Below are 13,251 nucleotides of genomic sequence, written 5' to 3'. Positions count from 1 at the left end.
CCGGACGACCCGAGGTCGTTCGCGCGGTCGTGTGCGATCCGGTGGCGCGCCGGGCGACACGTCTGGCCGCCGCACCGGACGTCGAGCCGCGGGCTGACGCGGCTCGACGTCCGGCGACCCGGCTCGACCCGCGTGCCGACAGGGTGCTGCGGGCTGCGGCACGGCGATCTCGGCCCGGCGCGGGAACCGACACGACGGGCGGGGACGCTCCCGCTCGGGTCAGCTCGCGGCGGCTCTCAGCCGGTCATGAAGCCGCTCTCGTAGGCGGCGATGACGGCCTGGGTGCGGTCCCGGGCGCCCAGCTTGAGCAGCACGCTGCTGACGTGGGTCTTCACCGTCTCTCGGCTGAGGAACAGCTCGGTGGCGATCTCGGCGTTGGACAGCCCACCGGCGACCAGCCGCAGCACGTCGGCCTCGCGGCCGGTGAGCTCCGGCAGCGCGGCGGCGCCGCGGGCGCGCGACGGCGCGTGCGAGGCGATCAGCCGCCGGGTCAGGTCGGGCAGCACCAGGGAGGTGCCGCGGGCGACCACCCGGATCGCGTCGACCAGCTCGTCGGGGTCGGCCCGCTTGAGCGCGAAGCCGCTGGCGCCGGCCTGGAGGGAGCGGAACAGGTAGTCGTCGTCCTCGAAGGTGGTCAGCACCAGCACGCGCGGCCGCTGCGGATCGCGGGCGACCAGCTCGGCGGTGGCGGCGATGCCGTCCATGTCGGGCATGCGCACGTCCATGAGGACGACATCGGGGTCGGTGCGCGCAGCCACGTCGAGGGCCACCCGGCCGGTGCCGGCGTCGCCGACCACGGTCAGGTCGGGCTCGCTCTCCAGGATCACCCGCAACCCCGACCGGACGAGCACGTCGTCGTCGACGAGGACCAGCCGCAGCGTCACGCCGCGCCCGCCAGCGGGAGGGAGACGCACAGCTCGAAGCCGCCGGACGGCGTGGGCCCTGCGCTGAGCGTGCCGCCGGCGGCGGCCGTGCGCTCCCGCAGCCCGGCCAGCCCGCGCCCGCCGCCGGGGCCGGGCCGGCTGTCCAGCTGCGAGGCCCGCTCGTTGCAGACGCGCACGACCAGCGCGTCGCCGTCGCGGACGACCTGGGCGACGGTCAGCGGGGTGCCCGCGTGCCGGAGCACGTTCGTCGTCCCCTCCTGCACGACCCGGTAGGCGAGCTCCTGAACGCCGGGCGGCACGTCGTCGACCTGGCCGTCGACCACGAGGGCGACCGGCAGGCCGCCGTCGCGCAGGCCGGCTAGCAGGCCGTCGAGGTCGGCGAGGGTGGGTGCGGCGAAGGGGGCGGGGTCACGGCCCCCGTCCTCGGCCCGCAGGACGGTGAGCACCCGGTCGAGCTCGGCCAGTGCGCTGCGGGTGTTGGTCTCGATGTGCTCGAGCGCCTGCCGGGCGAACTCCGGCTGGGGCGGGCGGTCGTCGGCGGGGGTGAGCGTGCGCCGCGCGGCGGTGGCCTGCAGCAGGCTCGCGGTCAGCGCGTGGCCGATGGTGTCGTGCAGGTCGCGGGCCAGCTTGTTGCGGTCGGCGAGCCGGCGGCTGCTCTGCTGCAGCGCCGCGATCTGCTGCTCGGCCCCGGCGCCGAGCAGCCGGGGGGCGACCGAGGCGGCCAGCCGCACCACCAGGTCGAGCAGCACGAGGGTCACCACGGCGACGACGGCCATCAGCGCGAGCAGCGGCAGGGCGGTCACCACGTTCCAGCGGGCCTCGAACCAGAGGCCGGTGAGCGCCACGATGCCGAAGAAGAGGGTCGCGAGCGCGGCCACGCCCAGCAGCACCCGGACGCCCAGCCAGCCGACCGCCCGCCAGGTGCCGGCCGACAGCACCAGCCGCCGCACCTTGGCCACGACGCCGGGGAGGTGCCGCACGCGCTCCCCCTCGGGGATGTCGACGGCCAGGAGGGTGCGGGTCAGCCGGCGCTCGAGTCCGGCGAACCCGCGGGCGGCCGCCAGCACGGCGAGGATGAGGAGGACCCCGACGCCGTAGATGACCGCCACGACCGAGCCCACCAGCGCGAAGTAGAAGGCCGCGCAGAGGAGGCCGATCGGCAGGGTCGCGAGCGCGTACAGGACGCGGCCGGGCCAGCCGGGGCTCGCCGCGGTGGCGACGACCGACCGCAGCCCGGTGGCGATCTCGGCCGCGGACCGCGGGAACGTCGACGGGGGCACGGTTCGATCCTGGCCGACCGGAGCGCCGGGCGATTCCCCCGCCGGTGTGCCCCGGTCCTCCCCCACGCGGGGGACCCGGGTCGGCGCTGCGGGGTGATCCGCCCGGCCGCCCGCTGCCGGAACGCTTCCAGCCATGACCGATCCCCTCCTCCCTGCGAGCTCCGCATGATCCAGGTCCGCGAGCTGACCAAGCAGTACGGCGCCGTCCGCGCCGTCGACCACCTGACCTTCGACGTCCGGCCCGGCAAGGTGACCGGCTTCCTCGGTCCCAACGGCGCGGGCAAGTCCACCACGATGCGCATGGTGCTCGGGCTCGACCGGCCCACCTCCGGCCAGGCGCTGGTGGCCGGCCGGCCGTTCCCCCGCCTCGGCGAGCCGCTGCGGGCCGCCGGTGCGCTGCTCGACGCGCAGGCGATGCACCCGGGGCGCAGCGGCCGCGACCACCTGCGGGTCGCCGCCCGCACGCACGGCATCCCGGTGCGGCGGGTCGACGAGGTCATCGACCAGGTCGGGCTGGGATCCGCCGCCAGGCGACGGGTGAAGGGCTACTCGCTGGGCATGCGGCAGCGGCTGGGCATCGCCAGCGCGCTGCTCGGCGACCCCGCCGTCCTCCTGTTCGACGAGCCGATGAACGGCCTCGACCTCGACGGCGTCCGGTGGATCCGCCGGCTGGTGCGCGAGCTGGCCGACGAGGGCCGCACGGTGCTGCTGTCCAGCCACCTGATGAGCGAGATGGAGCAGACCGCCGACCACCTGGTCATCATCGGCCGCGGACGGCTGATCGCCGACGCCCCGATCACCGAGGTGATGCGCGGCCAGCACGCCGGCCGGAAGGTCGTGGTGCGGACGCCGTCGGCCGACGACCTGGCCGGCGCCCTCCTGCGCCGGGGGCTGCGGGTGCACCCCACCGGCGACGGCGACCTGCTGGTCGAGGGCACCTCCGCCGAGACCGTGGGCGACGTGGCGCTCGAGACCGGCGTGGCCGTGCACCGGCTGGCCGAGCAGCAGCACTCCCTGGAGGAGATCTACCTCGACCTCACCGGGGACAGCGTCCAGTACCGGGTGGCGGCCGCCCCCGAGCCGGCCGGGCAGGTGCGGGCATGACCGCCGCGACCCTGCGGGCGGCCCAGCCCGGCAGTGCGACGGTGCTCGCGCGGGCGGCGGGCGCCGAGTGGCTGCGGCTGCGCACGGTGCGCGCGACGTGGTGGTGCCTGCTGGCGGCCGCGGTGGCGACCGTCGGCATCGGGACCATGGCCGCCGTCGACGAGGCGGAGATGTCGAACGCCTCGGGGACGACGGTGGCGGCGACGGTCGCCGGCGAGTTCGGCACGCTGGTCGGGCAGTTCGCGCTGCTGGTGCTGGTGCTGCTCGCGGTCACCTCCGAGTACGGCAGCGGGGCGATCGCGCCGACGCTGCAGTGGACGCCGCGCCGGGGTGTGCTGCTCGCCGCTCGGGTCGCCGTGCCGGTGGCCGTGGTGACCGTGGCGGGGGTGCTGCTCGCCCTCATCGCCGACCTCCTCGCGAAGCTGGTCGCGCCCGACCTCGTGCTGTCCTCCGGTGGCCTGACCGACAGCCTGGGGCGGGTCGCGGCGGTGCTCGTGGCCGGCGGCGTGCTCACCGCCGGCGTCGGCTTCCTGCTGCGGTCGACGGCGGGTGCGCTGGCGACCGTGTTCCTGCTGCAGCTGGTGCTGCCGCTGCTGCTCCCGGCCTTCGGGGCGTGGGCGGCCGAGGTCGGCGAGTGGCTCCCGGGGTCGGGCGCCGTCTGGACCCTGCTCGGGGAGCCGGACCTGACGGCCACCCACGCGGCGGCGCTGCTGGGCGGCTGGGCGCTGGCGGCCCTGGCGGCCGGTGGCTGGTCGCTGCTGCGGCGGGACGCCGGGTGACGGGCGTGGGCGTCGGGGTCGGCCTGGGTCGGGCCGACCCCGGCCGGCCCCACCCGCGCCGGCAGAGGGCCTGGCGACGTCGGCTGGCGGCCTCGCGGCCGCTCGAGCAGGCGTACCGGGCGGGCGTCGGGTTCGTCGGGACCGTGATCGTCCTGGTCGGCCTGGTGACCGTCCCGCTGCCGGGCCCGGGCTGGCTGACCGTGCTGGCCGGGCTGGCCGTGCTCGCGTCGGAGTTCACCTGGGCCGAGCGGCTGCTGGCGGTCGCCCGTCGGCACGTCATCCGGTGGACCGGGTGGGTGGCCGCCCAGCGGCCGACGGTCCGCCTGCTCCTCGCGGCGGCGACGACCCTGCTGGTCCTCGGCACGCTCCTGCTGACCATGGCGGTCGTCGGGGTGCCCGGATGGCTGCCCGGATGGCTTCCCGGAGGGCGGTGAGCGCGCGTCGCTCCACCGGGTGGGCGGTGCCCGCGGCGCGCGGCTCAGGGCTCCCGCAGCGATGCGTCCAGCACGTGCAGCAGCTGCCCCACCCGATCGGTGCCTGCGGGTGGGCGCGGATAGCGCCGGACCACGTCCGCGAGGTCCGGGGTCGCGCGCAGCCGGGCCCGCCCGAGGTGCCGGTCCCCGACGCCGGGCTCCCCGCCGGCCGCGAGCTCGGCTGCGCGGGCAGCATGCGCGGCAGCGCGCAGGATGTGCCCGACCTGGGACGCCCGGGCGGCGCTCGACGCCCAGCCGAGCACGGCGCCGGGCGGGTGGAGGTAGGCGGCCGCGGCGGCGTCACCGGCGGCGTGCGCCGCGTGCTTCGCAGGCCCGGTCGCGGCAGCCTTCGCGGCGCGGTGCGCGTCCAGCGAGGTGACCCGTTGCAGCGTCGACCGGCCCGCGCCCCGGACGAAGGCCCACGCCGCGTCGACCGCCGCGCGCGGCCGGTGGTCGTCGGGGTGCGCCCGCTCGAACAGCGGGAGCGCCTCCTCGGCGCACTCGACGGCGTACCGGGCGACCAGCCGCAGCTCGGCCGTCGTCAGCCCGGGATCACCCGGTCCGGTCTGCGGCACGGGGTCATTGTGCCGACTACGCGGGCTCGATCACCCGGATCGGCCGGCCGGCCATCCAGGCCGCGACGTCCTCGACGGCCTCCCCGTAGAAGACCTCGTAGGTGCCCCGGGTGACGTAGCCCAGGTGCGGGGTCAGCACCGCGCGGCGCAGCTCGCGCAGCGGGTGCTCCCGTGGCAGCGGTTCGGCGTCGTAGACGTCCAGGCCCGCGCCGGCGATCGCGCCGCGGCGGAGCACGTCGACCAGCGCGGCCTCGTCCACGATCGGGCCGCGGCTGGTGTTGACCAGGACGGCGGTGTGCTTCATCAGCGCCAGGTCGTCGGCGCCGATGAGGCCGCGGGTCCGCTTGGAGAACAGCAGGTGCACAGTGACGACGTCCGCGGTCGCGAAGAGCTCGTCCTTCCCCACCAGCCGGGCGCCGACCTCGGCGGCCCGCTCCTCCGTGAGGTGCTGGCTCCACGCGACGACGTCCATGCCGAAGGCAGCGCCGATGCGGGCCACCTGCGCGCCGATCCGCCCCAGCCCGATGACGCCGAGCCGGGCGCCGTGCAGGTCGGTGCCGATCGTGGTCTGCCAGCCACCGGCGCGCATGGCGGCGTCCTCCTGCGGCACGTGCCGCACGGTGGCGAGGATCAGCGCCCAGGTGAGCTCGGCGGTGGCGGTGCCCGACGCCGCGGTGCCGCAGACGGTGATGCCGAGTTCGGCGGCGGCTGCGACGTCGATCGACTTGTTCCGCATGCCGGTGGTGACGAGCAACCGCAGGTCGGGCAGCCGTTCGAGCACGTCGCGGCCGAAGCGCGTGCGCTCCCGCATGGCGACGACGACGTCGACGCCGCGCAGCCGGGCGACCAGCGCATCCGGATCGGCGACGGCGTCGGCGAACGTCACCACCTCGGCCGGTTCGGGCAGCCGGGACCAGTCGCAGAACTCGGCTGCGACGGACTGGTAGTCGTCCAGGACGGCGATGCGGTGCACGACCGCAAGGTCTACCGGACGCTCAGCCCTGTGGGCCGGTCGCGTCGGCGATGCCGCCCGGTTTGTCGCCGTCCTGGCCGCTCGGCGTCCGGGTCACGTCCCCGGACATGCCTCCCTCGGCCGCACGGGGCGACTGCTCCCGTGCGGCGCCGACCTGGCCCTCCTCCGGGGTCTCCCCCGGCAGCCCCGCCTCGTTCGACGGGTCGTTCGCGCCGCCGTAGGGGCGGCCGGTCATGGATCCCTCGGTCATCTCGGCCCTCCTCGTGCCCGGCCGGTCGACGCCGCCCCGGTCAGCGCGCGGTCGTGCCGCCGGAGCCGGTGCCCTTGCCCTTGTTCCTGAAGTTCGAGACGGCGTCCTTGATCTTCTGCTGGTTCTGCGGCTTCCTGGCCTCGTCCATGACCTTCTTGGCCATGCCACCCTTGGCGATCTTGCTCATGATTCCCATGCCCCGGTGGATGCCCACTGCGCCGGCACGGGAACCCCCGGAAGGCGATCGGATCACGCGGCCCCGGGCGGGTCGGCCTCCGCGTCGGGCCCGGCGCCCGGGTCGCGGGCGAGCAGGTAGGTGGCCACGCCGAGGATGATCCCGGCGGCGGCGGACAGCGCCACGATCACCGGGGTGCTGATCTCGCCGAGCACGGCGGTGAGCAGGTCGCGGGAGCGGGACGTGGGGTCGGCGAGGACCACCCCGACGAAGACGGCGACCAGCACCCCGGTCCCGGCGGCGGCGACGTGGGCGAGCCGGCCGGTGAACCCCATGCGGTCGCTCACGCTGCGGGCGGCCTTGACGATGCGTCCGGCGCGCAGGATGCGCAGGGCGCCGACCGTGCGCACCAGCCGCAGGATCTGGACCGGGCCGAGCGCGAAGACGACGGCGACGACCACCGCGACGGTGAGGGCGACCAGCCCCACGTGCCCGCGCAGCCAGGCACGCTTGTTCTCGGCGACGACGAGCAGGATCACCGTCTCGGCGACCAGCACCAGCCCGCTGACGGCGTCGATCGCGTGCCCGGCGGTGCCCAGCGTGCCCTCGGCGACGGTGAGGAACATGGCCGGGATCGAGGCCAGCGCGGCCACCAGGACCGGCACGGCGAGCCGCTCCTGCCAGCGCTCCTCGCGGGTCTTCACCGGGGCCCGGGAGGCGGACCCGGGAACGGGAGCGACCCCCGGCCGCGAGGCGGCTGCCTCGGGACCGGGGGTCGCTCCGTGGTTCCGCACGGTGCGGGGGTCAGCGGGTGGCGCCGCGACCCTTGCCGCCGCCGCCGCCACTGCTCTTGTTCTGGAAGTCCGCGATGAACTTCTTGATCTTCGCCTGGTTCTGCGGCTTCTTGGCCTCCTGGAACACCTTCGCCGCCACCCCGGACGCGATGAGCTTCCGCATCATTCCCATGTCTGCCTCCTCGTCGTCGCACCGGCTCGCCGGCCGGCCGGCTGATCAGGACCATCCCTGCCCCGCGGCGGCCCCCGCCAACCACCGGGCGGCAAGTCTCACCCGGTCGGTCACCAGGTGTCGACGTGCGGGCGCACCTTGCCCGGCGGCCGGGGGGTGGCCGCCGCCTCGCGGGTCAGCGTGGCGATCCAGCGGCGGGTGTCGACGGGGTCGATGACGTCGTCGATCTCCCAGTGCGCGGCGACGTTGAGGCCGCGGCCCTTCTCGTAGGCGGCGGCGACGGCGGCGTCGAACGCCGCCGCCCGCTCGGCGTCGTCCTCGATCGCGGCGAGCTCCCGGCGCATGCCGAGGCGCACCGCGCCCTCCAGGCCCATCGGCCCGAACTCGCTGGTCGGCCAGCCGACGGTGAACCGCGGCACCTTGGTGCTGCCCCCGGCCATCGCCTGCGCGCCCAGCCCGTAGGCCTTGCGGACGACGACGCTGCCGACCGGCACCGACAGGGTGGCGCCGGTGACGAACAGCCGGGAGAAGTGGCGCACCGTCGCCGTCTTCTCCGACTCCGGCCCGACCATGAAGCCCGGGGTGTCGCAGAGCGAGAGCACCGGCAGGCCGTGCGCGTCGCAGAGCTGGAGGAAGCGGGCGGCCTTGTCGGCGGCGTCGGCGTCGATGGCCCCGCCGAGATGCGTGGGCACGTTGGCGAGGACGCCGAGCGGCGCACCCTCGACCCGCGCCAGAGCGGTGATCATGCCGGCGCCCCAGCCGTCGCGGAGCTCGAGCACCGACCCCTCGTCGGCCAGCGCCCCCAGCACCGCGCGCATGTCGTAGACCCGCTTGCGGTTCTCGGGCACGAGGTGGCGCAGCAGCCGCTGGTCGGGGGCGGTCCACCCGGCCACCGGCCCCTGGAAGTACGACAGGTACTGCCGGGCCGCGGCGACGGCGGCGGCGTCGTCGGACACCCGGATGTCGACGACCCCGTTGGCGTGCTGGACGTCGATCGGCCCGATCTCCTCCGGTGCGACCACGCCGAGCCCGCCGCCCTCGATCATCGCCGGCCCGCCCATGCCGATGTTCGCGTCCTCGGTGGCGATGACGACGTCGCAGGTGCCGAGCAGCGCGGCGTTGCCGGCGAAGCAGCGGCCGCTGGCGATGCCGACGGTGGGCACCAGCCCCGACAGCCGGCCGAACAGGGCGAAGGCCGCCGTGTCGAGCGCGGAGACGACCGGGTGGTCGACGTCGCCGGGCCGCCCACCGCCACCCTCGGCGAAGAGGACGACCGGCAGCCGCCGCTTCTCCGCCAGCTCGAACAACCGGTCCTTCTTCAGGTGCCCGCGCATGCCCTGGGTGCCGGCGAGCACCGTGTAGTCGTAGGAGACGACGACCGCCGGGTGGCCGGCGATGTCGGCGAGGCCGCCGACGACGCCGTCGGCGGGCGTCTTCCGCTGCAGCTCCTCGCGGCTGCGGCGGCGCTCCTGCGCGGCGAAGACCAGCGGCCCGTACTCCAGGAAGCTGCCCTCGTCGACGAGGTCGGCCAGGTTCTCCCGCGCCGTGCGCCGGCCCAGCGCGTGCCGCTTGGCGACGACCTCGGGGCGGTGCTCGTCGAGCCCCAGCTCGTGGCGACGGCGCACCTCGGCGAGGTCGGGGCGGTCGGCGTCGAGGTCGATCGCCGCCGCGTCGGCCGCGGCGTCGCCGTCGGCGTGCTGCACGTCGGCGAGCAGCTGCCCCTGCCGCACGGTGTCGCCGACCCGCACCGCGATCCGGCGCACGGTGCCGCCGGCCGGCAGCGCGACGACGTGCTCCATCTTCATCGCCTCGAGGACGACGACCGCTCCCCCGGGCTCGACCGTGCTGCCCTCGGCCGCCGCGACCGCGACGACGGTGCCGGGGACCGGCGCGCGCAGCCCCTCCCCCGCCTCGGGCGCGGGCGCGGGCGCGGCGCTGCCGGCCAGCTCGGCGAGGTGGTCGTCGACGAAGGTGGTGGTGGCGCGTGCGGCGTCCGGGCGCGCGAGCAGGGCGCGGAGGAATTCGGTGTTGGTCGGGACGCCGGCGACCTGCACCTCGCCGAGCGCCCGGTGCAGGTGGCGCAGCGCGTCGGCGAGCGCGCCCTGCCGCTCGTGCACCACCACCTTGGCCAGCAGCGGGTCGTAGCGCGGGCTCTGCTCGGCGCCGGGGCGGGCGGCGGTGTCCACCCGCACGCCCGGGCCGCCGGGGAGCGCGAGGGCGGTGATCGTGCCGGCGGAGGGAACGACGGCGCCGTCGGCGGTGAGGGTCTCGGCGAGGACGCGGGCCTGGACGGCGGTGCCGACCGGACGGGGCGCACCGTCGGCCAGCCCCAGGTCGGCGAGGGTCGCGCCGGCGGCAACCCGCAGCTGCATGCGCACCAGGTCCAGGCCCAGCGTCTCCTCGGTGACCGTGTGCTCCACCTGCAGCCGCGGGTTGCACTCCAGGAAGGCGAACCGCTCGGGCGCCCCGGCGGGCACGAGGAGCTCGACGGTGGCCAGCCCGCGCAGCCCGACGTGCCGGGCGAGCGCCGCCGCCGCGTCGTGCAGCCGGCCGCGGACGGCATCCGGCAGGTCCGGGGCGGGGGCGATCTCGACGACCTTCTGCCGGTTGCGCTGCAGCGAGCAGTCGCGGTCACCGAGGACGACCACGTCCGCGCCGGCGTCACCGAGCAGCTGCACCTCGACGTGCCGGGCGTCCTCGACCAGCTCTTCGGCCAGCAGCGCCTCGGTGCCGAACGCGACGCGGGCCTCGCCGGCCAGCGCGGCGACCGCGGCCGCGACGTCGTCGCCCCGGCGCAGGACGCGGGTGGCCCGCCCGCCCCCGCCGAACCGCGCCTTGAGCATCACCGCGCCGGTCGCGTCGAGCAGGTCGGCGACCTCCTGCGAGGTGGCGGCGTCGCCGGTGCCGTGCGGAACCGGCACGCCGGCGGCCTCGGCGGCCGCGCGGGCGAGCACCTTGTCACCGAGCGTCTCCAGGACGGAGGCGCCGGGGCCCACCACCGCCGGCGCCTCGCCGCTGACGCCGCACGCCCGGGGCAGCGCCGGGCTCTCGGAGAGGAAGCCGTAACCGGGGTGGATCAGCGCGCAGCCGGTGTCCACGGCGGCCTGCACGACCGCGGCGGCGTCGAGGTAGGCCGCCGGACCGCTGCCGGGGAGGAGGTGGACCTCGTCCGCGGCGGCGAGGTGCGGGGCGTGCGGCTCGTCGGCGGCGGCGACGGCGACCGACGTCAGCCCCTCGGCGGCGGCGGCGCGGGCGATGCGGACGGCGATCTCGCCACGGTTGGCGATCAGCAGGCGGGCCACCCGGCGATGCTCGCACGCCCCGCCGACCGGCCTGTGGCGGTGGTCACCCCGCAGACGACGGTGCCGCGGCCGGAAGGCCCGGTCGCGGCACCGCCGTCCTCGCAGGATCGATCAGGGCTGCAGGCCCGTGAACGCACCCGAGCCGATGCGCTGCACCTCACCGGCGCCGGGCATGCCCAGGAAGCCGGCCACGCTCCACGCCGAGGCGTACAGGTGCCCGTGCGTCCACTCCAGCCCGGTCGGCATGGTCACCTGCGCGGTGGCCCGCTCGCCGGAGGGCGAGATGCGGGTGACCTCACCGATCGTGGAGGGGTCGAAGTCCTCCGCCGGCGGGCCCTCGGGGAAGCCCTCGAGGACGTTGGACGCGTAGACGGTGCCGTGCGGGTCGACGGCGACGCCGGTGACCCCCGTCAGTCCACCGATCACGTCGACGACCTCGCCGTGCCGGTCCAGCACGTAGACCCGCGCCGCACCGGGCGCCTCGGCGCCCAGCGTGCCGACGTAGATGAGGCCGTTCGGGCCCTCGGCGATCTCGGTCGGGACCGAGTCGCACCCCACGGTGCCGGGGTTGTTCTCGGCCTCCGCGCACTCGGGGGTGTCGGTGACCGTCGGCGGCACGAAGAACGTGCTGATCTTCCCGCTGCGCAGGTCGATGGAGAGGACGGCGTTGGCGCCGGCGTCGCTGACCAGCAGCCGGTTGGGCTGGGCGAGCACCGCGAACGGGTTGGACAGCGTCTCGATCGGCACCTGCTCGCCGTCGACCTCCATGAACTGCTGCTGGCCGTCGGGGTTGTGGTCCAGCTCGTACTGGAGGAGGTCCCACGTGCGCAGGATCTGGCCGTTCGGCTTGGCCTCGACGACCACCTGGCTGGGTGTGCCGGGCGGCACGGGGGGAGCCCCCTCCTCCGCCGGCGGGGCTTCGCCCACCGCGACGAAGAGGCCGCCGTACTTGTAGTCGACACCCTGCGCGTTGCCCAGGCCGCTGAGCAGCGTCCGGACCCGCCCGTCGCGCAGGTCCACCGAGGACACCTCGCCGGAGTCGGCCTCGGCCACCACGAGCTGGTGGCCCTTGAACTCGCTGAGCTGACGCGGTCCGTCCAGCCCCGCCGCCACGGTGACGATGTCGTCCTCGCCGCCGTCCGCCAGTGCCGTCGCCGGGGACACCGCCACCAGCGCCAGCGCCGCGGCCGCTCCCACGGCCGCCCTCCCTGCCTTCATCCTGCTCCCCTTGCCTCGAGATCCCCCGTGGAACGTCCGGGAAACTGCCAGGCGTCTGCCACCGGGAAGTGAACCGTCGACGTCCGGTTCTCCCGCTCCCTGTGCGTCGTTGCTAGGTGTAGTCACTCCATCGACGGCGTCCCGGGAGGCTCCGGATCAGCCCTGTACGCGGCGGACACGGCGGAGCGCACAGCGTGCGGACCCGCCGCGACGGAGGAAGTAAGCGTGCGCTGACGATCAGTGACCGGCGAGGCCGCGCCTCGCGCCGTCGTCCGCGCGTCCACGGTGGTCGACGCGCGAGTCGCCCGGGCCCGCCCCCGTGGTCGACACGCCGCTCGCGGGCCGGTCCCCCGCGTGTCGGCCGGTGGGTAGGTGGACGGATCCCGACCTAGCGTCGTCGCGGTCCGGACGGGATCCCGTCGTCACCGCTCCCGGTGACACCCGTCCGACACCGCCGAACCGGGCGTCGGATCCGACCGCCGCCCGGACCGGGGACCCACCGCAGCACTGGGGTGAAGCGTGGCCGCGAGCCGGTCACGCCGGGCGAGTTCCCCGCCCGAACCCGTCAGCTAACCCGGTAGGCGGTCGATGGAGAACAGGAGAACCGTCGTCCATGACGACCACGCGCACGTCCACCACCCGCCGCTCCGTCCGCGGCGCGGCGCTCGCCCTCTTCACCGGAGCGGGCATCGCTCTCACCCCGTTCGCCGCCACCGCCTCCACCGGTGACGGCGGTGGCGGCGGCACGACGACCGTCGTCACCACGCCCGTCGTGGCGCCCACCCACGCCGCCCAGGTCGCCGTCGACACGGCCCTGGCGCAGCAGGGCAAGCCCTACGTCTGGGGCGGCACCGGCCCCGGCGGCTACGACTGCTCCGGCCTGACCTGGTCGGCCTACCAGGCCGCGGGCGTGGAGATCCCCCGGACCTCGCGGGCGCAGTCGACGGCGGGGGTCTACGTGGACCGGGCCCACCTGCAGCCCGGCGACCTGATCTTCTTCTACGACCCGGTCGGTCACGTCGGCATGTACATCGGCGACGGGCTGATGGTGCACTCCTCCACCTACGGCAACCCGGTGGCGGTCGTGCCGGTGGACTCGATGTGGGGCTACAACACCGCGCGTCGCGTCGTCTGATCCGGCGCTCTCCCCGGGGGGGGGGGGGGGGGGGGGGGGGGGGGGGGGGGGGGGGGGGGGGGGGGGGGGGGGGGGGGGGGGGGGCGGGGCGCGCGGCGCGCGGGGCGCCGGGCCGCGCCGCCCACCCCGCGGGCCTG

General features: G+C 76.0%; 14 protein-coding genes and 1 riboswitch. Of the genes, 4 read left to right on the top strand and 10 right to left on the bottom strand.

From position 1 onward, the window contains the following. Positions 1-236: 236 nt before the first annotated feature. Entirely contained in the window at positions 237-884 is a 648-nt protein-coding gene (locus ACI79Q_RS20055) for a response regulator (protein ID WP_456615241.1), read from the bottom strand. Further along, positions 881-2,164, bottom strand: a complete 1,284-nt coding sequence (locus tag ACI79Q_RS20050; protein ID WP_456615240.1) for a sensor domain-containing protein — start codon at positions 2,162-2,164, stop codon at positions 881-883. Before ACI79Q_RS20050 ends, ACI79Q_RS20055 begins: the two co-directional genes overlap by 4 nt. 165 nt (positions 2,165-2,329) lie before the next feature. Between ACI79Q_RS20050 and ACI79Q_RS20045 the strand changes: the two genes are divergently transcribed. Genes ACI79Q_RS20045 through ACI79Q_RS20035 form a run of 3 tightly spaced genes read left to right on the top strand, consistent with a single transcriptional unit; the run spans position 2,330 to position 4,481 of the window. Beyond that, positions 2,330-3,268: an ABC transporter ATP-binding protein gene (locus tag ACI79Q_RS20045; protein WP_456598625.1), complete on the top strand. Its 939-nt coding sequence runs from the start codon at positions 2,330-2,332 to the stop codon at positions 3,266-3,268. Beyond that, positions 3,265-4,047 carry a hypothetical protein gene (locus ACI79Q_RS20040; RefSeq protein WP_456615239.1) on the top strand — a complete coding sequence of 261 codons (783 nt, stop codon included), beginning with the start codon at positions 3,265-3,267 and terminating at the stop codon, positions 4,045-4,047. The genes ACI79Q_RS20045 and ACI79Q_RS20040 overlap by 4 nt, the downstream gene beginning before the upstream one ends. Further along, the gene (locus tag ACI79Q_RS20035; RefSeq protein ID WP_456615238.1) at positions 4,044-4,481 is read left to right on the top strand and encodes a TIGR02611 family protein; all 438 of its coding nucleotides are present in this window, start codon (positions 4,044-4,046) and stop codon (positions 4,479-4,481) included. Before ACI79Q_RS20040 ends, ACI79Q_RS20035 begins: the two co-directional genes overlap by 4 nt. Positions 4,482-4,525: 44 nt before the next feature. Here the strand turns inward: ACI79Q_RS20035 and ACI79Q_RS20030 are convergent, their stop codons facing one another. The 8 genes from ACI79Q_RS20030 to ACI79Q_RS19995 form a co-directional block, all read right to left on the bottom strand. Further along, a complete protein-coding gene (locus tag ACI79Q_RS20030; protein WP_456598628.1) occupies positions 4,526-5,095 on the bottom strand; it encodes a putative immunity protein in 570 nt (189 codons plus the stop codon). Positions 5,096-5,111: 16 nt separating this feature from the next. Beyond that, the gene (locus tag ACI79Q_RS20025; RefSeq protein ID WP_456615237.1) at positions 5,112-6,068 is read right to left on the bottom strand and encodes a D-2-hydroxyacid dehydrogenase family protein; all 957 of its coding nucleotides are present in this window, start codon (positions 6,066-6,068) and stop codon (positions 5,112-5,114) included. Between the two features lie 22 nt (positions 6,069-6,090). After that, positions 6,091-6,318, bottom strand: a complete 228-nt coding sequence (locus tag ACI79Q_RS20020; protein WP_456588546.1) for a hypothetical protein — start codon at positions 6,316-6,318, stop codon at positions 6,091-6,093. A 40-nt stretch (positions 6,319-6,358) separates the two neighbouring features. Next, positions 6,359-6,514 (bottom strand): hypothetical protein, encoded by a 156-nt coding sequence (locus ACI79Q_RS20015; protein ID WP_456588545.1) that lies wholly within the window; start codon positions 6,512-6,514, stop codon positions 6,359-6,361. Positions 6,515-6,567: 53 nt separating this feature from the next. Further along, positions 6,568-7,197 (bottom strand): hypothetical protein, encoded by a 630-nt coding sequence (locus tag ACI79Q_RS20010; RefSeq protein WP_456588544.1) that lies wholly within the window; start codon positions 7,195-7,197, stop codon positions 6,568-6,570. Between the two features lie 100 nt (positions 7,198-7,297). Beyond that, complete coding sequence (locus tag ACI79Q_RS20005) at positions 7,298-7,459, bottom strand: hypothetical protein (protein WP_456615236.1); 162 nt, start codon at positions 7,457-7,459, stop codon at positions 7,298-7,300. A 110-nt stretch (positions 7,460-7,569) separates the two neighbouring features. Beyond that, positions 7,570-10,761: a carboxyl transferase domain-containing protein gene (locus tag ACI79Q_RS20000; protein WP_456615235.1), complete on the bottom strand. Its 3,192-nt coding sequence runs from the start codon at positions 10,759-10,761 to the stop codon at positions 7,570-7,572. 111 nt (positions 10,762-10,872) lie between these two features. After that, a complete protein-coding gene (locus ACI79Q_RS19995; protein WP_456598631.1) occupies positions 10,873-11,958 on the bottom strand; it encodes a ScyD/ScyE family protein in 1,086 nt (361 codons plus the stop codon). Between the two features lie 463 nt (positions 11,959-12,421). Further along, positions 12,422-12,578: riboswitch (cyclic di-AMP (ydaO/yuaA leader) on the top strand. Positions 12,579-12,592: 14 nt separating this feature from the next. Here ACI79Q_RS19995 and ACI79Q_RS19990 point away from each other — a divergent pair. Further along, complete coding sequence (locus tag ACI79Q_RS19990; protein WP_456588540.1) at positions 12,593-13,114, top strand: C40 family peptidase; 522 nt, start codon at positions 12,593-12,595, stop codon at positions 13,112-13,114. Positions 13,115-13,251 lie beyond the last annotated feature (137 nt).

It is taken from the genome of Blastococcus sp. SYSU DS0828, assembly GCF_054050975.1.
The sequence above is the reverse complement of the archived record's forward strand: the minus strand, read 5'-3'. Positions and strand labels throughout refer to the sequence as shown.

Excerpts from the sequence above, each read along its gene's own strand:
- ACI79Q_RS20045 (WP_456598625.1), top strand. The coding sequence starts at position 2,330 with ATGATCCAGGTCCGCGAGCTGACCAAGCAGTACGGCGCCGTCCGCGCC.
- ACI79Q_RS20040 (WP_456615239.1), top strand. The coding sequence starts at position 3,265 with ATGACCGCCGCGACCCTGCGGGCGGCCCAGCCCGGCAGTGCGACGGTG.
- ACI79Q_RS20020 (WP_456588546.1), bottom strand. The coding sequence starts at position 6,318 with ATGACCGAGGGATCCATGACCGGCCGCCCCTACGGCGGCGCGAACGAC.
- ACI79Q_RS20015 (WP_456588545.1), bottom strand. The coding sequence starts at position 6,514 with ATGGGAATCATGAGCAAGATCGCCAAGGGTGGCATGGCCAAGAAGGTC.
- ACI79Q_RS20005 (WP_456615236.1), bottom strand. The coding sequence starts at position 7,459 with ATGGGAATGATGCGGAAGCTCATCGCGTCCGGGGTGGCGGCGAAGGTG.
- ACI79Q_RS19990 (WP_456588540.1), top strand. The coding sequence starts at position 12,593 with ATGACGACCACGCGCACGTCCACCACCCGCCGCTCCGTCCGCGGCGCG.